25 protein-coding genes are annotated in these 20,136 nt (G+C 45.5%); 6 read left to right on the plus strand and 19 right to left on the minus strand.

All coding sequences use genetic code 11. The annotated features are described in order from the left end of the window. Positions 1–6: 6 nt before the first annotated feature. The 6 genes from spoIIIAE to MJB10_RS15695 form a co-directional block, all read right to left on the minus strand. Entirely contained in the window at positions 7–1,206 is a 1,200-nt protein-coding gene (gene spoIIIAE / locus MJB10_RS15670; protein WP_314796096.1) for a stage III sporulation protein AE, read from the minus strand. Between the two features lie 25 nt (positions 1,207–1,231). After that, positions 1,232–1,621, minus strand: a complete 390-nt coding sequence (gene spoIIIAD, locus MJB10_RS15675; protein WP_314796098.1) for a stage III sporulation protein AD — start codon at positions 1,619–1,621, stop codon at positions 1,232–1,234. A gap of 20 nt (positions 1,622–1,641) precedes the next feature. Beyond that, the gene (gene spoIIIAC, locus MJB10_RS15680) at positions 1,642–1,845 is read right to left on the minus strand and encodes a stage III sporulation protein AC (RefSeq protein ID WP_056614718.1); all 204 of its coding nucleotides are present in this window, start codon (positions 1,843–1,845) and stop codon (positions 1,642–1,644) included. A gap of 53 nt (positions 1,846–1,898) precedes the next feature. After that, positions 1,899–2,417: a stage III sporulation protein SpoIIIAB gene (spoIIIAB, locus tag MJB10_RS15685; RefSeq protein WP_314796102.1), complete on the minus strand. Its 519-nt coding sequence runs from the start codon at positions 2,415–2,417 to the stop codon at positions 1,899–1,901. 26 nt (positions 2,418–2,443) lie between these two features. After that, entirely contained in the window at positions 2,444–3,406 is a 963-nt protein-coding gene (spoIIIAA, locus tag MJB10_RS15690) for a stage III sporulation protein AA (RefSeq protein WP_314796104.1), read from the minus strand. A 72-nt stretch (positions 3,407–3,478) separates the two neighbouring features. Next, the gene (locus MJB10_RS15695; RefSeq protein ID WP_314796106.1) at positions 3,479–3,742 is read right to left on the minus strand and encodes a YqhV family protein; all 264 of its coding nucleotides are present in this window, start codon (positions 3,740–3,742) and stop codon (positions 3,479–3,481) included. A gap of 133 nt (positions 3,743–3,875) precedes the next feature. Here MJB10_RS15695 and MJB10_RS15700 point away from each other — a divergent pair, with 133 nt between their 5' ends. From MJB10_RS15700 to MJB10_RS15710, 3 genes are all read left to right on the plus strand, one after another. Next, positions 3,876–4,679 (plus strand): phosphosulfolactate synthase, encoded by an 804-nt coding sequence (locus MJB10_RS15700; protein ID WP_314796108.1) that lies wholly within the window; start codon positions 3,876–3,878, stop codon positions 4,677–4,679. A gap of 6 nt (positions 4,680–4,685) precedes the next feature. Further along, the gene (locus MJB10_RS15705) at positions 4,686–5,405 is read left to right on the plus strand and encodes a 2-phosphosulfolactate phosphatase (protein WP_314796110.1); all 720 of its coding nucleotides are present in this window, start codon (positions 4,686–4,688) and stop codon (positions 5,403–5,405) included. A gap of 91 nt (positions 5,406–5,496) precedes the next feature. After that, a complete protein-coding gene (locus tag MJB10_RS15710; RefSeq protein WP_314796112.1) occupies positions 5,497–5,961 on the plus strand; it encodes a DUF441 domain-containing protein in 465 nt (154 codons plus the stop codon). A gap of 19 nt (positions 5,962–5,980) precedes the next feature. Here MJB10_RS15710 and MJB10_RS15715 read toward each other — a convergent pair whose 3' ends face one another. From MJB10_RS15715 to MJB10_RS15735, 5 genes are all read right to left on the minus strand, one after another. After that, positions 5,981–7,237: an aspartate kinase gene (locus MJB10_RS15715; protein ID WP_314796114.1), complete on the minus strand. Its 1,257-nt coding sequence runs from the start codon at positions 7,235–7,237 to the stop codon at positions 5,981–5,983. A gap of 129 nt (positions 7,238–7,366) precedes the next feature. Then, positions 7,367–7,933, minus strand: a complete 567-nt coding sequence (efp, locus tag MJB10_RS15720) for an elongation factor P (protein WP_314796116.1) — start codon at positions 7,931–7,933, stop codon at positions 7,367–7,369. Positions 7,934–7,948: 15 nt separating this feature from the next. Then, positions 7,949–9,022, minus strand: a complete 1,074-nt coding sequence (locus MJB10_RS15725) for a M24 family metallopeptidase (protein WP_314796118.1) — start codon at positions 9,020–9,022, stop codon at positions 7,949–7,951. Between the two features lie 18 nt (positions 9,023–9,040). After that, entirely contained in the window at positions 9,041–9,472 is a 432-nt protein-coding gene (aroQ, locus tag MJB10_RS15730; RefSeq protein ID WP_314796120.1) for a type II 3-dehydroquinate dehydratase, read from the minus strand. Between the two features lie 77 nt (positions 9,473–9,549). Then, entirely contained in the window at positions 9,550–10,038 is a 489-nt protein-coding gene (locus MJB10_RS15735) for a YqhR family membrane protein (protein ID WP_314796122.1), read from the minus strand. Positions 10,039–10,239: 201 nt separating this feature from the next. Between MJB10_RS15735 and MJB10_RS15740 the strand changes: the two genes are divergently transcribed. Then, positions 10,240–11,130: a DUF1385 domain-containing protein gene (locus MJB10_RS15740; RefSeq protein ID WP_314805671.1), complete on the plus strand. Its 891-nt coding sequence runs from the start codon at positions 10,240–10,242 to the stop codon at positions 11,128–11,130. After that, positions 11,127–11,384 carry a DoxX family protein gene (locus tag MJB10_RS15745; RefSeq protein ID WP_314796124.1) on the plus strand — a complete coding sequence of 86 codons (258 nt, stop codon included), beginning with the start codon at positions 11,127–11,129 and terminating at the stop codon, positions 11,382–11,384. The genes MJB10_RS15740 and MJB10_RS15745 overlap by 4 nt, the downstream gene beginning before the upstream one ends. Here the strand turns inward: MJB10_RS15745 and MJB10_RS15750 are convergent, their stop codons facing one another. Next, complete coding sequence (locus MJB10_RS15750; protein WP_314796125.1) at positions 11,385–12,356, minus strand: patatin-like phospholipase family protein; 972 nt, start codon at positions 12,354–12,356, stop codon at positions 11,385–11,387. 109 nt (positions 12,357–12,465) lie between these two features. Next, positions 12,466–12,891: a transcriptional regulator MntR gene (mntR, locus tag MJB10_RS15755; protein WP_314796126.1), complete on the minus strand. Its 426-nt coding sequence runs from the start codon at positions 12,889–12,891 to the stop codon at positions 12,466–12,468. Positions 12,892–13,058: 167 nt separating this feature from the next. Between mntR and splB the strand changes: the two genes are divergently transcribed. Continuing rightward, complete coding sequence (gene splB / locus MJB10_RS15760) at positions 13,059–14,120, plus strand: spore photoproduct lyase (protein WP_314796128.1); 1,062 nt, start codon at positions 13,059–13,061, stop codon at positions 14,118–14,120. Here splB and MJB10_RS15765 read toward each other — a convergent pair. From MJB10_RS15765 to metG, 6 genes are all read right to left on the minus strand, one after another. Beyond that, positions 14,117–14,830, minus strand: a complete 714-nt coding sequence (locus MJB10_RS15765) for a cytochrome c biogenesis CcdA family protein (RefSeq protein ID WP_314796130.1) — start codon at positions 14,828–14,830, stop codon at positions 14,117–14,119. The genes splB and MJB10_RS15765 overlap by 4 nt on opposite strands. A gap of 4 nt (positions 14,831–14,834) precedes the next feature. Beyond that, on the minus strand, positions 14,835–15,635 hold the full coding sequence (locus MJB10_RS15770) for a metal ABC transporter permease (protein WP_314796132.1): 801 nt from the start codon (positions 15,633–15,635) through the stop codon (positions 14,835–14,837). A 48-nt stretch (positions 15,636–15,683) separates the two neighbouring features. Continuing rightward, a complete protein-coding gene (locus MJB10_RS15775) occupies positions 15,684–16,463 on the minus strand; it encodes a metal ABC transporter ATP-binding protein (RefSeq protein ID WP_397386536.1) in 780 nt (259 codons plus the stop codon). Between the two features lie 38 nt (positions 16,464–16,501). Beyond that, positions 16,502–17,419: a metal ABC transporter substrate-binding protein gene (locus tag MJB10_RS15780; RefSeq protein WP_314796134.1), complete on the minus strand. Its 918-nt coding sequence runs from the start codon at positions 17,417–17,419 to the stop codon at positions 16,502–16,504. A 146-nt stretch (positions 17,420–17,565) separates the two neighbouring features. Then, positions 17,566–17,997 carry a hypothetical protein gene (locus tag MJB10_RS15785; RefSeq protein WP_314796136.1) on the minus strand — a complete coding sequence of 144 codons (432 nt, stop codon included), beginning with the start codon at positions 17,995–17,997 and terminating at the stop codon, positions 17,566–17,568. Positions 17,998–18,098: 101 nt separating this feature from the next. Beyond that, entirely contained in the window at positions 18,099–20,099 is a 2,001-nt protein-coding gene (gene metG / locus MJB10_RS15790) for a methionine--tRNA ligase (protein ID WP_314796138.1), read from the minus strand. Positions 20,100–20,136: the final 37 nt, after the last annotated feature.

A 20,136-nucleotide genomic window follows, 5' to 3' on the forward strand; every position in this document is an offset into this window, starting at 1 on the left:
CTCCTTTCATCTCATCATGACGGATACATTGCTGATCGTAATCATGATCGTCAATGCCAGAAAAAACATAAGACTTACGGCCGCCAGTGCCGCAAACACATAAATTAAACTTTTACCTATCGTCTGGAGACAAGAAATCATGGGGCTATCGCCTAATGGCTGCATAAGCGCTGCTGATAAGTTATAAATGAATGCCAAGGTTAAAATTTTGATGGCAGGAAACGCACACAGCATGACGAGAATCACAACGCCTACAAGTCCTATCGCATTTTTCACGAGCAAGGAGGCACCAATCACAGTTTCTGTTGCATCCGAGAACAGTCGGCCAACGACGGGCACGAAATTGCCCGTAATATACTTGGCGGTCCGAATGGCCACACCGTCTCTAACAGCTCCCGCAGTACCTTGAATGGAAATGACGCCAAGGAATACTGTCACGAATACTCCTAGCAGGCTTAGGCTCACGGTTCGCAACAGATTAGCCAGTTGGGTCACCTTGAATTTATCACTCAGCGAGCTCACGATATGCAGGACAGCGGAGAGAAACAAGAGCGGAAAGACAAAGACATAGATGGCTGTACCTACCGAATGAATCATGAATACAATCAAGGGATGAAGAATCGCAACAGACGTCACATTGCCCATGGAGGCTAACAAAGTGAGCATCAGCGGCATTATGGCGATCATGAACTGAATCATGGAAGAAATGGCCGACTTCGCATACCCGATCGCTACACTGAAGCTGTTGACGGCAATAATGATCAAGACCATGTAGGTAATCGTGTATCCGAGCTTGCTGACGGTATTTCGTTCGAATGAGCTCTGCAGTGTTTCCAAAATCATGCTAAACACTGTAAGCACCACAATGGATGCCAGCAGTTTGCCGTTAATAATGATTTCGTGGAACACATAGCTGAGCAATCCTTTGAAAATGCTTTTCATGCTGATTCCCTTGGTTCCCAAGAGAAGTTCCATAAAAGTCGGCGGCTTATTTTCAGGAAAATAGCCCCCATATTCCTTCATGAGCCCATCCCAAAATTGCTCGACCGGCTCGGTATGCAATCGGTTAGCTTGTTCTTTAATGACGGCGTCTGTCGGCGATTCTGCGGTAAGCGAACCCGACATCCCTAACCATAATCCTATGGTCAAAATGAAAACCAAGACCCACCTGTTGTTCAGCTTCTGGTGCGAATAGAGTTGAATCATGCATGTCACTCCTTGGGTGAATCTTCTAGGTAGGGAGCAATTTCACGACCGTCTCAATGATGACTGTTATGATCGGAATCGCCATCACCATGATGAGCACCTTGCCAGAGAGCTCGATTTTGGAAGCGATGGATTCTTGGCCGGCATCACGGACGATTTGGGCTCCGAATTCCGCGATATACGCGACGCCAATGATTTTAAGTATCGTTTTGAGAAACACGATATTCACATTGGACTTAACGGCTAAATCCTCCAGTACGCCGATGACGGATGAAATTTTGCCTATTAAGAACAAGAAAATCATGATGCCTGTAAAAGCAGCGAGCAGGAAGGCGAACATCGGCTTCTGTTCCTTGATGATGAGCGTTAAAATCGTAACGATAAGTCCTAATCCTACGATTTGGATAATTTCCATCCGGCTACCTCATTGCTACCTCATTGGAATAGGAAGATGGTTTTGATTTCTTTAAACAAGTTATCCAGCATGCTGACGACCATGAAAAGCACGACCACAAAGCCGATTACTGTGACCCAGTGCGCCATATCTTCTTTTCCCATCTGCTTTAACACCGAATGAATCATAGCGATAATGATCCCGATACCGGCAATTTGAAAGATGGCATTCACATCTACGTTCATTCCTGGCACCTCACTCTGCCCACATTGAACTTGTCATTCACGGGGCTCCCCCGTTAAAACATTAAGATTACGATTAGGGCACCGATAAGTACGCCTAGGCTTTTCCACATTTTCTCGTAGCGCTGCTGATCGTCTCTCGCGTCGGTTTCTTCGGATTGAAGCTGCGAAATGGCTAGCCGCAAATGCTTGATTTGATCGCTTTGATCCGATAAGCCCAGATTAGGACCCAATTGGAGCATCACCTCTTGTTCTGGCTGTCGCATGGAGGTTCTAACCCATACTTCTTTCACGACATCCTGCCACAGCTCTCGAAGGGAGGCTCCATTGCTTATCTGTAATCGCTCAGACACGTTGCGAAACAAGGAGGCTAGCGGTTCTCCCACTTGCTTGCTAACTGATGAGAAGGCTTCTGGGAGCGGCGTCAGCGCATACGCAATTTCGGTCTCTAACCGACCTAATGCGTTGATTAATCCGCGTATTTGCTTAGGTCGCCTAACGTAATGTGCTGCTTGCAAGAAGCCATACAGGGTAGCTGCTCCGAAAATGAGCACTCCGCCAACAAATTTCAGCATCATCATCTTCCTTTGCATGCGTCATGTCACTGGGTTGCCTTGCCTTGATGGTCCAAGATTCGATAGGAAGCTGGTGCTCCTTTTCTTCGCTGGAGGATGACATATTTCATGAATACTCCTTCCTCCATCAACTGCTTCAGTACTGGCCTTCTTCGTACATCCTCATAGCTCGCGCCATGCGCAGAAGCCAACACGCGTATCCCCGTGTGAACAGCCTCGTGGATGGCAATTGCGTCCTCGGATCGGCCAATCTCGTCCACAATGAGCACCTCTGGCGACATGGAGCGAATCATCATCATCATGCCTTCTGCCTTCGGGCATCCATCGAGAACATCGGTACGCGGACCCAAATCAAACCTCGGAACGCCTTTTACACTAGCTGCGAGTTCGGAGCGTTCGTCGACGATGCCAACTTTTTTACCAGACAAGTCGGCATTTCGATGGCCCCACTCTCCCCGGGATATCAGTCTGGCCAGATCGCGAAGCAGTGTTGTCTTACCTTGCTGAGGCGGCGAGATGATTAGTGTGTGATGGATATTCCCTCTGCTCGGATCTACCAGATAAGGCAAAATGTCTTGACCCACACCTCGTATTTCGCGCGCGATCCGAATATTGAAGGAGCTCACATCGCGAATTTGTTTCACATGCCCCTGGTCCAGAATTGTTCGACCAGCCAGTCCCACTCGATGGCCGCCAGACACGGTGATATACCCTCTCCGTAGTTCTTCTTCAAAGGTATACAGCGAGTGATTCGTCAGCATCTCAAGCAGTGTCTGACAATCTTGGCGATTTGGCTTGTACGCCTGCGATTCCTGATTCATCATTTGCCCGCGTTCACTAATGAAGGCGTAGCGGTCCTCCCAGCTTATTTCTAAAGGGCGGGACTCTCTCACTCTAATCTCTTCCAGATTCGCTTGTACGTTAGCCGGAAGCTCACTAAGCAGCATTCGAATGTTCTGTGGCAGCAAATGCGCAATACTCGCTAGCATGGGGAGACAGCCCTCCAAGTTGTCCAGTCTTCTATATTTATTTCTATGCTTACTAGAAAGAAATATGACCGATTACTTTTTAATAATCCCAATAAACAGACAACACACCCCTACAATGATCCACAACAGCTTGCCATATGATAGTTTTTCCGCGATGCCTACTAAACCTATCGTTGTCGTTGTTAGTAGTACTAGAGGTCCTACTAGAGCAAGTGTTGCGTTTACTAGAAGCGCTTTCTCGATCGTTGCCAGTCGCAGCATCAGAATGGCTGCAATCAATTCGATGCTTCCAGACATGATTCTCAGCGAAGCCATGGTCAGCACGATTTTGTTCATCCATGATTCCTCCCTTTTTAACCTACCTTATGCGAGCTCGTCTCATTTTAGGCATGCTGGGCACCTCCATTTGCGCTAATGCATATGCTGAACACATAATTGATCCTTCGAAGGACAGTGAGGAGAATTACCGATGGAGATGACTTCTCAATTGAAATGGAACCCCGTTCTAGTCGACCCTACAGGCAGGAGACAGATGAAACCAAGAACGTTGGGGAAAACAATGGTCATGGATAAAGGGCTCGGACTGCTCGCTTTCCAAGATCTCATCCAAACTTCGCAAGCTCATGTGGATATGATCAAGCTTGGCTTCGGCACTTCCGTCCTTTACCCGCAAGCCGTGCTGCGAAGTAAAATAAACTTGGCCAAAGAGAATGGCATACTCATTTATCCAGGAGGCACATTTCTGGAAGCGGCCGTTCATCAGAACGCGGTGGATTCTTTTTTTGACATGATCATTGAACTTGGATTTAATGCAGTAGAAATATCAGACGGCACCATTCATATGGAGCGCAGACTTAGAAATGAGCTCATTGCACGAGGGTTAGATGAAGGATTAGCAGTCATTACGGAGTATGGTAAAAAAGGGTGGGGTTCCACGATTGAACTCGCCGAATTAATTGAAACCGTCTTGATCGATTCGGAGCTTGGCGCATCGCTTGTTACGATTGAAGCCCGTGAATCTGGCAAGGGTGTAGGGATTTTCGATGACAACGGCGCCTGTAAAGATGAAGAATTACAAAGCGTATTGGCTTCGATCTCAGGAGAATTGCTCCTGTGGGAAGCACCGCTCAAACATCAACAAGTACATCTTATTCGTACACTCGGTGCAGATATCCATTTGGGAAATATTTCGCCGGATGAAGTTATTGCTTTAGAAGCTTTGCGGAGAGGACTTCGTTCTGACACGCTGATCTCGACCATTAGAAAGGGTTAACAACACATGCATATCGAGGTGATCGCCAACATCGGCGAAGCAAGAAGTGACGAGTACCTTAATAAGACCGTCATCGTCGTTGATGTTTTACGTGCTACCAGCACCATCATCACCGCCTTAATGAATGGCTGCAGGGAAGTCATCCCTGTTGAAACAGTCATCAAAGCCAAAGAATGCGCTCGCAGGGGTGATTTGTTAGGCGGCGAACGCTATTGCAAAAAAATTCCTGGATTTGACTTGGGGAATTCACCCATCGAATACACTAGAGAAGCTGTGGAAGGCAGACGGATTATCCTGACGACAACGAACGGCACACGCGGTATTCAAAAAGCGATTAAAGCCGATCATGTGCTTGCCGGCGCCTTACTGAATGGCAGAGCCGCGGCAGCTGCCGCGATCGAGCTTAAGCGTGATACCGTCATCGTCTGTGCGGGGACACAGGATGTTTTCTCCTTAGAAGACGGACTCTGCGCCGGACTCCTTCTGGATGAAATCGCAAGTCAGCTTGGCGAAGCCAGCATGCAGACGAATGATTTCGGCCTTGCGATGCGCAGTTGCTATCACGAATCTAAGGATCGACTGCTTGACACCATCCTAGCTTCCAGCAACGGTAAAAAAATGAAAAAGTCCGGCTTCCTTGCGGATGTCGAACTTTGCGCGCAGTGCAATTTATTCGATTGTGTACCCATTCTTGAACAGGATCATATGATACCTTATCTTCGGTAAGCTGTGGTAACACACTCTGCACTATGCGTTCTAAATACAAGCCCCCGTCATAATTTAGTATGACGATGATTATAGACAAGGGGCTGTGTGCATGAACGGGGATTTGCTGTTAGTTGTTCTGATCATTATTGGATTGATCGGCCGCTCGCCAATTATTACGACTGCGGCTTGTATTTTACTTGCCATCAAATTAATCGGGTTGGATCGATACTTCCCGACCATGGAGCGCAGAGGCTTGGAGCTGGGTCTGTTGTTTCTTACGATTGGCGTCTTAATCCCTTTCGCGAGCGACCGCATCTCGATGAAAGATATTCTATCCGTGTTTACGACTCCACCAGGAATTGTTGCGCTCTTAGGCGGAGCCATCGCCACTTATATGAATGGCAAGGGTTTGGAGTTACTAAAAGTAGACCCACAATTAATTGTGGGTCTTGTCATTGGTTCGATTTTCGGCATTTTGTTTATGCGCGGCATTCCCGTAGGTCCCTTGATGGCGGCGGGAATCACCGCATTCTTATTAAAGCTTGCCTATTTCATCGCAGGTAAACTGCACTGAACGGGGAGGTTTCGCCGTCTTAGCGACGATCTTCTGGACCGCCAACAAATGCTTGCACGGAGGTGTCCAAGCCATACGCTGTATGGAGCGCACGAATAACATCCGTCAATTGTGCATTGTCGATCACACAGGACATTTTTATCTCCGATGTACTTACTAATGAGATGGTAATGCCTAGATCGGAAATCACCTTGAACATCGTTGCAGCAACGCCAGGGGAACTAACCATGCCCGCACCAACGATTGATACTTTAACCAAATTTACTTCAGATGTCACTTCGCGGTAGCCCACTTCCGAGCGAATTTGTTCAATAACATCCAAGGCTTTCTCACGATCAGCCAACGTTGTTGTGAAAGAGAAATCGGCCGAACCGTTGATTACACCGCTTTGAACGATGATGTCCACATCGATTTGTACTTCTGCGAGCGCAAGAAATACCTTTGCCAGTTGACCTGGTTTCTCAGGAACACCCAGAATACTAATTCTTGCTACGTTTTTGTCATATGCGATACCACGAACGACGATTCCTTGTTCCATGACTGCTTCCTCCTTCACGTTGGTGCCTTCATTGTAATTAAAGCTTGAACGAACCACGAGGGTTACATTGTAATTTTTCGCGTATTCAACAGCCCTTGGATGAAGCACGGCTGCCCCTAAATTTGCAAGCTCGAGCATTTCATCATATGAGATTTCCGACAGCTTTCTAGCCACTTTCACGATACGAGGATCCGTGGAGTAGATGCCGTCAACATCTGTGTAAATCTCGCACAGATCCGCTTTGATCGCTGCCGCAAGCGCTACAGCCGTTGTATCAGATCCGCCGCGCCCTAATGTTGTGATTTCCCCTGCTTCCGTCATACCTTGGAAACCTGCAACAATCACAACGTTCCCTTGCTCAATCGCATTCAACACGCGGTGCGGCTGAATATCGGTAATTCTTGCTTTCCCATGGACAGGCTCGGTAAAAATGCCACTCTGCCAGCCCGTATACGAAACCGCTTGTTCACCTAGACTATGTATAGCCATTGATAAAAGAGCTACGGAAACTTGTTCACCTGTTGTTAAAAGCATATCCATTTCACGAGCCGGAGGGGCTCCATCGTAAATTTGCTTAGACAAGTCAATTAATTCATCCGTTGTATCACCCATCGCAGAGACGACAACCACACAGCTGTGACCAGCTTGTTTACGCTCTACGATTCTTTTTGCAACTCGCTTCATTCGCTCCGCATCACCAACAGAGCTACCGCCAAATTTCATCACTATAAGAGACAAAGCTGACCCACTCCTAACGCATACTAGTGCATAACAATTCAATATTATAACATATAATCGACAAACTGTGGTATGAAAATGCAAAAAAGCCTTTCGGACTCCAGTGAGTCTGAAAGGCTTTTGAATGACTTATTGGTTGCTAGCGCGGGACAGGTATTTACCGTCATCTGTATCGATGGAAAGTACATCGCCTTCGTTGATAAACAACGGAACCATCACGTTAAGACCTGTTTCCACTTTCGCATTTTTCAAAGCGCCCTGTGATGTGTTGCCCTTCACACCTGGCTCTGTTTCAACAACTTTCAAGTCAACGCTTTTTGGTAGGTTAATCCCAAGGATTTCACCTTGATAGCTCATGATCTTGATGTTCATGTTTTCTTTCAGGAAGTTCAATTCCCATTTCAATTGCTCGTGGGAAAGGGAGATTTGATCAAACGTCTCCGTATCCATGAACGTGTACTCGTCGCCAGCAGCGTAAAGATATTGCATTTCACGGTTCTCAATGTGAGCACGGCCAACGTTCTCACCCGCACGGAATGTACGCTCAACCGTATTGCCGTTACGCAGGTTTTTCAACTTGGAGCGCACGAATGCTGCACCTTTACCTGGCTTCACGTGTTGAAAATCTAGAACTGTAAAAATGTCATGCTCTACTTCGATTGTTAAACCTGTTTTAAAATCGTTTACTGATATCACTTGTAAATCCCTCCGCTAGTCAATGATAAGAAAATCTTTGGTAGAATGTGTAAGTATTTTAATGCCGGTCTCAGTAATTACTACGTCATCCTCAATTCGAACTCCGCCAAAATCAGGGAGATAAATACCAGGCTCAACAGTAACAACCATACCAGGAGTTAAAATTGTATCTTCGGTTTTCGACACGCGAGGAGATTCGTGAACTTCCATCCCTAGACCGTGTCCGGTACCGTGACCGAAATAATCGCCATAACCACGCTTCACGATCACATCTCTCGCGAAGGCATCGCCGTCTCTGCCTGTCATGCCAGGCCCCAAGTTCGCCAAGCAATGCAATTGTGCTTCCAAGACAATATCATAAATTTCTCTATGCTTGTCTGTTGGCTTACCTAGCATAACTGTTCTTGTGATGTCGGAGCAATAACCTTTATAATACGCTCCAAAATCTAATTTGACAAATTCATTTAATTGAAGAATGCGATCGCTTGCTTTCCCGTGTGGTAATGCTGAGCGCTCACCCGACGCCACGATCGTCTCGAAAGACGTTGACGTACCGCCATTTTTGCGAATAAACATTTCAATTTCAAGGGCAATGTCCTTTTCTTTGACACCTGGCTTAATGAAATTAAGGATGTGCGAGAAGGTTTGGTCTGCTAAGTCCGCAGCTTCTTGCATGATCTGGAGCTCTGCGTCATCTTTCACCATCCGAATGCCTTCAACAACACGTGCCGTCGGCACAAATTCAATGCCAGGCAGCGCGGATTGGTAGCTTAAGAAGTCACCGTAGGTTACGTCCGATTGTTCAAAGCCAAGCTTCGTTAATCCCTGTTTCTGCAAGAGCTCCAAGACAGTATCCATTGCTCTCGCTTTATGTTCAACCACTTCAAACAGCTTGGCTTGCTGCGGCGCTTGCGTCATATAGCGGAAATCAGTAATTAGAAAAGCACGGTCTAACGTCATAAGTACATAACCCGAGGAACCTGTGAATCCAGATACATATGTACGGTTATATGCGTTCGTGATGAGTATAGCGGGTACATTCTGTTCTTGCATAACCTTGCGAAGACGTTCAATACGTTTCTCCTGCATCCAAATCACCATTCCTTTTTACAAATGGGGTAGTAAAGCGCGCAATCCAAGCGCATAGCTCTGATCGCCAAATCCACAGATTTGACCGATAACGACGGGGGCAATCACCGAATGATGACGGAATTCCTCACGTTTATGTATATTCGAAATATGAACTTCGACCGTTGGTAATTGAACCGTCGCCAGTGCATCCCGAATCGCATAACTATAATGCGTAAACGCGCCAGGGTTGATGAGAATGCCGTCTTTCGTGCCATAGGCTTCGTGAATTTTATCAATAATCGCACCCTCGTGGTTCGATTGGAAGCACTCCAATTGAAGCGTCAGTTCCCCAGCTAGCTCTTGCAAACCTTCAATAATGGTAGCCAAGGTTACTGTTCCATAAACACCAGGTTCACGTACACCGAGCATATTCAAATTCGGTCCATTCAAAACCAAAACCCTTTTCAATTCGACATCCTCCCCATAAAACGTCATTAGCAACTAGCGTTTCTTGCTAATTAACCTTTGATATTTTACCATAACTTTCATGACTTGGGTATAGCCTGTCTTCGCGGCACATCTGTATACTCAATCGCAATGGAGTACCCGATGAACATTCCCCACACGAGAAATAAACAAAAATCGCTGATGACTGTCGTAAGCTCAAGTTCGTGCACCCAGTAAAACATGCCTGTAATCGGCCCAATGACGAAGTAAAGTAACGCCCACCACACCGCGCCATAACAAAGTCCCCAGATCGCACTTCTCAGCCTCCAAAGGGTCATCATATAGATGGAAGCTGCAAATATGGAAAAAAGGGTGAACATGAACCAGCCGATAAATAATCCCAACCAAGTGTTGAAAAAGTCATGTTTAAAAAAGGGCTCGGCCATAAACCCGATTCCAATGGAGGTAAATTTAAAATAATTTTCAAAAATTTTAACAGCTCCCCAGATTAAGCCAGCAAAAAAACCGATATATAGGACAAAAACCCCTCGATTGGTTTTCTTTTTCTCCTTCGCATGCGCACTCATTCGCGTTCTCTTCCTTTCTTTACTGATACGGCTTGTCTTTTCATTGGCAATCATAGTATGTTCTGTCGCTATCGGTAGCATTCAAACCTTGAATCCGTTACAATAAGAAAGTAAATAACTGAATTCGAGAAAGATGAGAAGGTGAATCTTGTGGCAGAACAAAACAATATATACGGCGGACAAGCCGTCATCGAGGGCGTCATGTTCGCAGGACGAAATGTGCACGTTACCGCGGTGCGCAAAAAAGACGGTTCCCTTGATTTTCTCGAGGTACCAAAAAAGGTCATCCCTTGGGTTCAAGCACTTAAGAAAATTCCTTTCGTACGCGGCATTGTTGGTATTATTGAGTCTAGCGCCAAAGGTGCGCAGCATCTGAATTTCTCTGCAGAGTCATTCGCCGAGCAAGAAGGTGAGGATACAGCTTCGAAAAGGGATGAGAAATCGGGCTTATTCTCGAGTATTTCCATGGTTCTTGGCGTTGCAGTCGTAGGTGTGATCTCCTTCCTATTCGGTAAATTTGTATTCACGTTAGTACCTGCTATTATTGAGCAGTTTTTATTTCAAAATGTATTTAGCAATCAAATTCTTCATAATCTTATAGAAGGTGTTATCAAAATAATTTTGCTAGTGGGCTATATATATTTCATCTCCCTAACCCCCATGATTCGCCGTCTATTCCAATACCATGGTGCTGAGCATAAGGTCATCAGTGCTTATGAGGCTGGCGTTGAGCTCACTGTCAGCAATGTGCAGAAATTCAATACACTTCATTACCGGTGTGGGAGCAGTTTTATCGTATTTACCGTATTGATTGGTGTTGTGATTTATTCATTCCTTCACTATGATGGCTATGTGGAACGAATTGTTCAGCGTTTGATTTTGTTGCCGCTCGTTATTGGTGTTTCCTATGAAGTTCTGCGATTCACGAATTCCTTACGAGAAGTGCCTGTGCTGCGTTATTTGGGATATCCGGGATTGTGGTTGCAATTGCTAACGACCAAAGAGCCTGAGGATGCTCAAGTCGAAGTGTCTATCGCCTCTTTCAACCGCATGCTGGAAGCAGAAAAACGAATTATGGAGGGACGGCTATGAGAAGAAAGTTTTCTCCGATTGAGATCGCCATTGGTGTTCTAATTGCAATTGGTCTACTCATGAGTCTGAAAGCCTTATTTATCCCGATTATTGTGCTTGGGGCGATCTTCCTCTTGTACAAATTGCCCCCTTCTCGTTGGAAAAAGACGACGATTCGTCGCGGACCTGAACGAGGGAAAACAAAAAACGCGAAATTTCGCGTCATTAATGGAAACAAAGATCATTCTTCTGATGATTATCCGAAATATCACTAATTACGATTTTACAGGAGGACGCATGACGTACTTCTCATAATTCTCTTCATAGCTGCTTGCCGACCAGCCCTTAAAATACGCGTTGGACGCTCGAAAACCGGAGTCGTATAAAGACATACTTAACTCCTTCGACAAGTTGAATTGTGTATTGCCGACGCCAAGCGTTGGGATCTTGACGGTACGGAAGCGATTCTTCTGCTCGATATAACGCTCGTCATGTGCGCTTAACATCGTGCTGAAGAGCGCTTCCAGCATGGTAAACGGACCTCGAATGTCATGCATCTGCAAATCATTCTTACCAACGAGCTGGAAGCCTATGACGGGAATGCGCTTATCCCGCGGCATTTCGTTATCGAACACCCAGAGTGGGAAATTGCTCAATAAGCCGCCATCCACGATATAAACAAATTGCTCTGAGAAAGGCTTCGTCTTCTCGGAGCTTTTTATATTGTGGCGAATGCGCACGGGGTCGAAAAAGTACGGAATACTCGTACTCATTCGAACGGCCTTGGCCACCGAAAGCTTCGCAGGGTCCATCCCGTACTGGGCGATATCATTCGGCAGTACGAGCAGTTTGCCTTGTGTGATGTCGGAGGCGATAATGCGCAGCTGATTGGGCAATAGATCGCCAAAGGTGCGGACACCTTTGGCAGCAAGCTGCTTCGCCACCCAATGTTCGAGCGCTTCGCCGGAATAGAGACCCTTCTTAAGAAGCAGTCGCGCCGCGGGACCGATGATCTTCGTATTGAAGATCGGAGAACGCTGCATAAACGACTTAAACGGGGCTCGGATGATTAATTCTTTCATCTCTTCCCCCGTGTACCCCGCTGCCAGAAACGCGGCGACAATCGCACCAGAGCTTGTACCTGCAACTTCATGGAACGTGTAACCTCGCTCCATCGCTGCGCTCACGCCACCCGCCAAGGCAATTCCTTTTACCCCGCCGCCTTCAAATACACCATTAATCTTCACAACGGCATCCCTCCGTTCACAACTATAACTAGGACTTCTTACGTATGTATGCGGAGGGAGTTCGTTCGTATGACCAAAAAAAAGACAGAGCCCCTTTTTCGGTCTCTGCCTAGCTTTCAGCCTCTAATTCTTTACGTACATTCATTAATTCCTCTGCACGACTAGGATCCCTGCGGAAGTACTCCACAAGCGTTTCAATACATGTGATCGAATCCCAGCTTAAATGGTGTTCGATGCCTTCGACATCCTTATATATGTTGTCCTCGTGGACACCAATCATCGTTAAGAAGCCTTCAAGAAGTTCGTGCCGATCCATCAAACGCTTGCCCATCTTTTTCCCTTTTGGCGTCAGAATGAGTCCGCGATACTTTTCGTAGATTAAGTAGTTGTCTTTATCCAACTTTTGAATCATTTTCGTTACGGAAGAGGGGTGCACTTCAAGCCCTTCAGCAATGTCAGAAACACGAGCGTAGCCTTTCTCATCGATAAGCTTGTATATTCTCTCCAAATAATCTTCCATACTTGGCGTAGCCATTGCTTTATTTCCCCTGCTGTGCGTATTTCTAGTCCATACTGCTTTCCTATCATAATCCATCAACATTGGTGCGGTCAAATCTCCCATGTTTCGCTAAGCTATCTCTTTGGCACACTAACCTTCATATCCTACTAGAGTGGATTTCAGAAAAGGACGAGGAGGCACTCATGTCAACTGAATTGCTAACGAGACCCGCACCCAGCACGTCAATTTTCGTTCCAGAGCTCGTTTATTTCGAACCAGACGCTTTACTATATCCAAAAGGTAAACAAATTTATGCTTGGGCCCAGCAAGAAGGCCTCGAGATTCATATGACAACCTCACATAATCAAATTCGTGATTTGCCTGGTGAGTCTGATCTGGATAAATATCGAATTGCGAAGCGTACACTCGTTGTCGGGCTCCGGAAAACGTTAAAGTTTGAAACTTCCAAACCGTCCGCCGAGTACGCGATTCCGATCGCAACGGGCTGTATGGGGCATTGTCATTATTGTTATTTGCAAACGACGATGGGTGCAAAGCCGTATATCCGAGTCTATGTGAACATCGACGATATTCTGGATGCAGCTAAACGATACATCGAAGAGCGTGAACCAGAAATTACACGCTTTGAAGCCGCGTGCACCTCGGATCCAGTTGGGCTGGAGCATATTTCAGGCTCTTTAAAACAAATTATCGAGTTCATGGGACAGCAGGAGCACGGCAGATTGCGTTTTGTCACCAAATATCATCATGTGGAACCCCTGTTGGACGCCAAACATAATAAACATACGCGATTTCGCTTCAGTGTAAACGCTGATTATGTGATCAAAAATTTTGAGCCTGGCACTTCAAGGTTCCACGAACGGATTGAAGCGGCAGGTAAAGTAGCCAAGGCGGGATATCCACTTGGCTTCATTATCGCACCGATTATATGGCATGATGGCTGGGAAGAAGGCTACAGGACGCTTCTAGAGAAGCTGCATCATACACTTCCACCCAAGGCAACGCAAGACCTGACCTTCGAGATGATTCAACATCGTTTCACCAAAACAGCCAAAAATATTATTGAAAAACGGTATCCCAAAACCAAGTTAGAAATGGATGAAGAGAAACGGAAATACAAATGGGGCAAATACGGGAAAGGCAAATATGTATACAAAGATGAGCAAGCAACAGCGCTGAGAGAGTTTATTACTGAACAAATTTTTGAAAAATTCCCGCAAGCAAAGATCGAATATTTCACTTAAAATTTTAAGAAATCCGGCGTGATCGTGTTCAACCAGAGGGTAATTTGCGTCATTTTACCTGTATACAGGAGCACCGCGATCACGACCATTAAACCTCCGCCAATTTTCATGATCGAGTTGGAATAACGCACGATCCATTTCGTCGATCCGATAAAGAAGGAAAGCACAAAAAAAGGAATTGCAAAACCCAACGAATAGGCCGTCGTTAATTGGATCCAAGTGCCTGGTTCAGTAGCGGCTAGCGCTAGAATCGCGGATAGAATCGGTCCAACACACGGTGACCAGCCCGCAGCGAAACCCATACCGACAAACACGGAGCCAATATACCCTGCAGGTCGAAACTTAATATTCAATTTACGCTCTTTCATGAGCCATTGCGGCTGAAAAATACCGAGTAAAAAAAGTCCCATGACAAATATTAATAAGGCCGCAATTTGTCTAAGCAAATCCCGATAATCAATAAAAAAATTACCTAGAAAACCTGCTGTCAATCCTAACGCATAGAAAATAATCGAAAATCCTAGAATGAAGCTAATCGTATGCAGCATCGTTTGTCGCCGCACTTGCGAGGAGGTTCTGCCCGATTTGAGTTCGCTGACCGAAATACCTGTGATGTAGGAAAGAAAGGATGGATACAGCGGCAAACAGCAAGGCGAAATGAATGAAGCAATTCCCGCCCAGAGGGCGATCCATAAGTTAACAGAATCCATGACGTTATACCCTCAGTCCTCTTTTTAAAATAATACCGATCAAAATGGCAATAAGGCTTAGTACGACCGTTCCTCCTGGGGCCAAATCCCAAATACCTGCAACGACAAGACCGAAGATAACAGCAATTTCCGAGAATAAAATGGCCAAGAATACCGAATGCTTAAAGCTTCGGGCGATCAGCAAGCTGCAAGCAACTGGAATCGTTAATAGCGAAGATACCAGGAGGGCTCCTACTATTTTAATCGCAACCGAAATCACCAACGCCGTAAGCATTATAATCATCATATTATAAAATTTCAAAGGAAGTCCACTTACGCTCGCTGCATCTTCATCAAAAAACATGAGGAAAAACTCTTTGAAATGGATCACAATCACACCTACGACGAGTAAACATACGATCAGAACCACCCACAAGTCGGTGGAATCCAGCGTATAAATACTGCCAAACAAGTAGCTCATCACGTTCATATTAAAGCCTTTGCCTAACGTAAAAAGCAACGTAGCAAGCGCAACACCGCCTGACATGATGATGGCGATGGATAGCTCTGCATAGGTTTTATAGGCTTTACGCAAATGCTCAATGGCGAACGAAGCCAATAGTGCAAATACTAAGCCAACACCTAACGGATATACGTTGATTAAAAATCCAAGTGCTACACCAGCGATGGAAACGTGCGCAAGCGTGTCGCCGATCATAGATAGTCTTCTCAGTACTAAAAATACGCCCATTAATGGCGCCGTGAGCCCAATCAGTATACCGCCGATTAATGCTCGTTGAAAAAAATACTCTGAAAATATGTCCAACATGTCCGCTCCTTAAAGTTTCCCAATGGAAAACTAACTTTCGTAAGCTTATTGTACAACAATCATTTCACGAATTTGATCTAACGAGTGTGTCAAATTCGTTTCACGGCAATCCTCTGGATCATGCGTATGCTTTACGTAAAACTTGATGCCGCCTTTTACTTGCTTTGGCTCCGTTCCCAAATAGGATTGAATCATATCCATATCATGAGAGACCATAATAAAGGTCATATGATGATGGAGATGCATGTGCTTGATCATTCGGAAGAAACCAATTTGCGTTTCGACGTCAATCCCCACCGTCGGCTCATCCAGGATGAGCAGCTCTGGGTTGTTCACGATCGCACGTGCTAGAAACGCGCGCTGCTGCTGGCCGCCTGACAGTTGGCCGATACGGCGATCTGCCAGATCTTCGATACGCATGGCAAGCATGGCATCTTCTGCCTTTTTGAGCTCATCTTTGGTGAGCCTGCGATACACGCGTTTCTTATTGTACATCCCCGATAGAACAACTTCTCGAACGGTAGCTGGGAACAGTGGATTAAAAGAGTTCTTCTGAGGCACATACCCAATGCGTTCCCAATCCTTGAACTGACTCAACGGACGATCAAAAAGGCGTATTTCACCCTTCGTAGGCTTGAGCAGCCCTACAAGCATTTTGAGCAGTGTCGTTTTTCCCGCTCCATTAGAACCGATCACACCCACAAAATCGCGCTCAAGCACATCGAATTGCAGCTGATCAATGACCGTTTTGTTCTCATAAGAAAAGGAAACATGATCGATCGACACAATCCGTTGATGACATAAATTTCTATTGTTCATCTCCATCTGCTAACTCCTGACTCACCAAAAATTGAACGCTAGGTTTATTGTAAAGACATAACTAAGTTTTTTAAGTTTTTATCCATAATCGAAATGTAATCCTCGCCAGCCTCAAGCTGAGCTTCTGTCAAGCCTTCCAACGGATTCAGCACAAGTGTGTTCACATTCGCATCCTTAGCTAACGTTTTGGCTAATTTATCGGAAACCAGTTCTTCAAAAAAAATATATTTCAATTGATGATCCTTAATAAAAGCATTAATTTTCTTCAAATCCTGTGACGTAGGCTCTGCATCAGGAGAAAGACCCATGATCGACATTTGTGTCAAACCGTAATCTTTACACAAATAGGCAAAAGCATGATGAGAGACGGCAATTTCCTTTTTGGAAGTTTGCGCTAGCGCGGTTGTGTAGCGCCCATCTAATTCTGTTAGTTGAGACGCGTAATTTTGATAGTTTTGCTCATAGACATCTTTGTGAGCTGGGTCTGCTTTTACAAGTGCTGTTTTAATATTATTAGCCATTTGTCGCGCATTTAACGGGCTAAGCCATGCATGTGGATCAAATTCTTCCTTTTTCTCGTCAGTATAGATGAAATTTACACCTTTACTCGCCTCAACCACATCAACAGTTGATTGTTTTGATAAACTTCCCAGAAAATCTTTCACCCAACCCTCGAAACCTGCACCTTGATAGACAAAAACCTGGGCACCCGTCATATTTTTGATATCACGGCTTTTGGGAGACCAGTCATGCGGCTCAACGCCTGCTGGAACAAGGTTAATGACATTGACATAGTCCCCGCCAATTTTTTTTGTAAAATCATATAACGGATAAAAGCTAGTGACAACATTCACTTTACCTTCAACTAAACCTGCCTTCGTTTTCCTACAACCTGAGATACATAAAGCAATAACTATCATTAATCCTATGTAGGCTAAATGCTTAGCATGTCTTCTTAACACGAAATCACCTGCTCTAAATCGTAATTTTTTTTATTAACGTTTTTGATTATACGAGGTCGTTATAATGAAGTCAATATACCTTGCCATGAAAGTCAAAAAAGCCTGCTGCCTCGTTCACAGCACGGCCATTTCTCATGTTTAGCTTCCTACTCCCCGGAATCCCCCGCCTTCTCCTCTTCACCCGAATCATCGGATTGATCAGATCCTTCAGAACCGTCAGAAGCGTTTGAGCCTTTTGAGTCTTTGTCGGAACTTTTGGATTCCTCTTTATTCTGTTTACCTTTTGCGTCTTTCGCAGGTTTGTCACTTTCTTCTTTTAACTTCTTATAACGCTCTTCCGACTCTTTAATCAGTTTAGCGTTTTGTTCCCTTTGATATTGAATAACCTCATTGAACATCTGATATTGTTTTTTTAATTCTTGATCAATGACGCTCGCTTTGTCAGCACTTTGTTCTTGCGACTTCGTATCTTTCTTCTCTTCTTTCTTTTTCGAGTCACCGCCGAATAGCGAGCAAGCTGTTACCAGAATGAGCATGATCAAAATCGTGATCGCTTTAATGAAACGTTGAATACGCATGTCATTCACTCCGTGGTTAGTTTCCTCTAGTTTGCCCTTTGTCGGGGAAAATACCCGAAACAAAAACAGACCCCGTCCCTGCAAGCAGGACGGGGTCATGGTTATTTAACGATCGCGCCGTTCGGCATAGCATCTGGAACGGTTGCGAGCGTAAGCTGATCGCCATGTGAAGCGGCGAGAATCATGCCTTGCGACAGCTCGCCGCGCAGCTTGGCGGGCTTCAAGTTGGTGACGCAAATCACTTTGCGTCCAACAAGCTCATCGGGCGTATAAAACTTCGCGATGCCCGATACAACTTGACGCTGCTCATAGCCTAGATCGAGCTGCAATTTCAAGAGCTTATCGGCGCCTTTCACAGGCTCAGCCGATCGCACTTGTGCCACACGCAGCTCCACTTTAGCGAAATCGTCAATGCCGATTTCTTCTTTTGTTTCCGGCGTAGGCACGGCACTTTCCGTCGCAGCAGCAGGTGCTGCTGCGGCTGTAGTTTCTTCGGCGTTAGCAGCGCCGCCGCCCATCGCTTCAACGATATAGGCAACCTCAGCCGCTACATCGAGTCTTGGGAACATCGGTTCACCTTTTTGCACAACAGTGCCTGCCTGCAGGTGACCGAAGGATTGCACGCTTTCCCACGCGGTTAGACGCGGCAAGTCTTCAGCAGCAATACCTAGCTGCGACCAGATCAGACCTGGTGTCTTCGTCAAGAAAGGACGAAGCAACACAGATGAGATGCGCTGAGATTCTGCCAGCACATACATGACGGAGCCGAGCGTATCGCGCTTCGCTTCATCTTTCACCATCGACCAAGGCTGTGTCTCGTCGATGTATTTATTCGTACGGCTAATAAGCTGCCATACCGCGGAAAGCGCAATAGAGAACTCCATTTTCTCCATCGCTTCTTCATATCTCTCAACCGTTGAACGTACTGTTTCCAACAGACTTTCATCAAATTCCGTAGCCCCTGGCACATAGGCTGGAATTCGGCCTGCAAAATACTTGTCAATCATGACAATCGTTCGATTTAACAAGTTACCTAAATCGTTCGCTAGATCATGATTTACGCGCTCAACAAAGCTTTCAGGCGTAAATGTACCATCCGCCCCAAAAGGAACTTCGCGCATCAAATAATAGCGGAGCGCATCCAACCCATAACGATCAATAAGCGTTACTGGATCGACCACATTTCCTTTTGACTTTGACATCTTGCCATCTTTCATCAGCAGCCAACCATGAGCGAACACCTTTTTAGGTAATGGTAAATCAAGCGCCATCAACATAATTGGCCAATAGATTGTATGGAAACGAACAATTTCTTTACTCATCAAGTGGACATCAGCTGGCCAGTAGGTCTTAAAGATCGACTCATCATCAGACGCATAGCCAAGTGCAGTAATATAATTCGATAACGCATCGATCCAAACATAAATAACATGTTTAGGATCCCCAGGCACCTTAATTCCCCAGTCAAAAGTCGTACGGGAGACAGCCAGATCCTCAAGTCCCGGCTTGATGAAATTGTTCAACATCTCATTCTTACGCGACTCAGGCTGAATGAACTCTGGGTTCTCTTCGTAGTACTGGACCAATCGATCCGCGTACTTGCTCATCCGGAAAAAATACGTTTGCTCTTTCATTTTCTCAACGGGGCGTCCACAGTCAGGGCATTTCCCATCAACAAGCTTACTTTCAAGGAAGAAGGATTCATCTGGAATACAGTACCAGCCTTCATACTCCCCTAAATAAATATCACCTTGATCCAATAAACGTTGAAAAATTTTAGAAACCGCAATCTTATGACGATCTTCTGTTGTACGAATAAAGTCATCATACGAAATATCCAGTTTGGCCCACAGTTCCTTAATATCAGTGACAATATTATCGACAAAAGCCTGCGGAGTCGTTCCTTTCTCTTGCGCTTTGCGTTCGATCTTTTGTCCGTGTTCATCAGTACCCGTTAAATATCGTACATCGTAGCCACGCAGTCGCTTATAGCGAGCCATGGCATCCCCAGCAACGGTTGAGTAAGCATGCCCGATATGCAGCTTATCGCTAGGGTAATAAATTGGGGTTGTAATATAAAACGTCTTGGATTGGTCAGACATCATCGTTCCTCCATTAATCAATTATAGAAAACGCAAA

The organism is Paenibacillus sp. MBLB1832 (genome assembly GCF_032271945.1).
Classification (GTDB): Bacteria; Bacillota; Bacilli; order Paenibacillales; family NBRC-103111; genus Paenibacillus_E; species Paenibacillus_E roseopurpureus.

What these genes read in the sequence shown, in the direction of transcription:
- spoIIIAE (WP_314796096.1), bottom strand. Translation starts at nt 1,206, where the DNA reads ATGATTCAACTCTATTCGCACCAGAAGCTGAACAACAGGTGGGTCTTG.
- spoIIIAD (WP_314796098.1), bottom strand. Translation starts at nt 1,621, where the DNA reads ATGGAAATTATCCAAATCGTAGGATTAGGACTTATCGTTACGATTTTA.
- spoIIIAC (WP_056614718.1), bottom strand. Translation starts at nt 1,845, where the DNA reads ATGAACGTAGATGTGAATGCCATCTTTCAAATTGCCGGTATCGGGATC.
- spoIIIAB (WP_314796102.1), bottom strand. Translation starts at nt 2,417, where the DNA reads ATGCTGAAATTTGTTGGCGGAGTGCTCATTTTCGGAGCAGCTACCCTG.
- spoIIIAA (WP_314796104.1), bottom strand. Translation starts at nt 3,406, where the DNA reads ATGCTAGCGAGTATTGCGCATTTGCTGCCACAGAACATTCGAATGCTG.
- MJB10_RS15695 (WP_314796106.1), bottom strand. Translation starts at nt 3,742, where the DNA reads ATGAACAAAATCGTGCTGACCATGGCTTCGCTGAGAATCATGTCTGGA.
- MJB10_RS15700 (WP_314796108.1), top strand. Translation starts at nt 3,876, where the DNA reads ATGGAGATGACTTCTCAATTGAAATGGAACCCCGTTCTAGTCGACCCT.
- MJB10_RS15705 (WP_314796110.1), top strand. Translation starts at nt 4,686, where the DNA reads ATGCATATCGAGGTGATCGCCAACATCGGCGAAGCAAGAAGTGACGAG.
- MJB10_RS15710 (WP_314796112.1), top strand. Translation starts at nt 5,497, where the DNA reads ATGAACGGGGATTTGCTGTTAGTTGTTCTGATCATTATTGGATTGATC.
- MJB10_RS15725 (WP_314796118.1), bottom strand. Translation starts at nt 9,022, where the DNA reads ATGCAGGAGAAACGTATTGAACGTCTTCGCAAGGTTATGCAAGAACAG.
- MJB10_RS15735 (WP_314796122.1), bottom strand. Translation starts at nt 10,038, where the DNA reads ATGAGTGCGCATGCGAAGGAGAAAAAGAAAACCAATCGAGGGGTTTTT.
- MJB10_RS15740 (WP_314805671.1), top strand. Translation starts at nt 10,240, where the DNA reads ATGTTCGCAGGACGAAATGTGCACGTTACCGCGGTGCGCAAAAAAGAC.
- MJB10_RS15745 (WP_314796124.1), top strand. Translation starts at nt 11,127, where the DNA reads ATGAGAAGAAAGTTTTCTCCGATTGAGATCGCCATTGGTGTTCTAATT.
- mntR (WP_314796126.1), bottom strand. Translation starts at nt 12,891, where the DNA reads ATGGCTACGCCAAGTATGGAAGATTATTTGGAGAGAATATACAAGCTT.
- splB (WP_314796128.1), top strand. Translation starts at nt 13,059, where the DNA reads ATGTCAACTGAATTGCTAACGAGACCCGCACCCAGCACGTCAATTTTC.
- MJB10_RS15765 (WP_314796130.1), bottom strand. Translation starts at nt 14,830, where the DNA reads ATGGATTCTGTTAACTTATGGATCGCCCTCTGGGCGGGAATTGCTTCA.
- MJB10_RS15775 (WP_397386536.1), bottom strand. Translation starts at nt 16,463, where the DNA reads ATGGAGATGAACAATAGAAATTTATGTCATCAACGGATTGTGTCGATC.
- MJB10_RS15785 (WP_314796136.1), bottom strand. Translation starts at nt 17,997, where the DNA reads ATGCGTATTCAACGTTTCATTAAAGCGATCACGATTTTGATCATGCTC.
- metG (WP_314796138.1), bottom strand. Translation starts at nt 20,099, where the DNA reads ATGTCTGACCAATCCAAGACGTTTTATATTACAACCCCAATTTATTAC.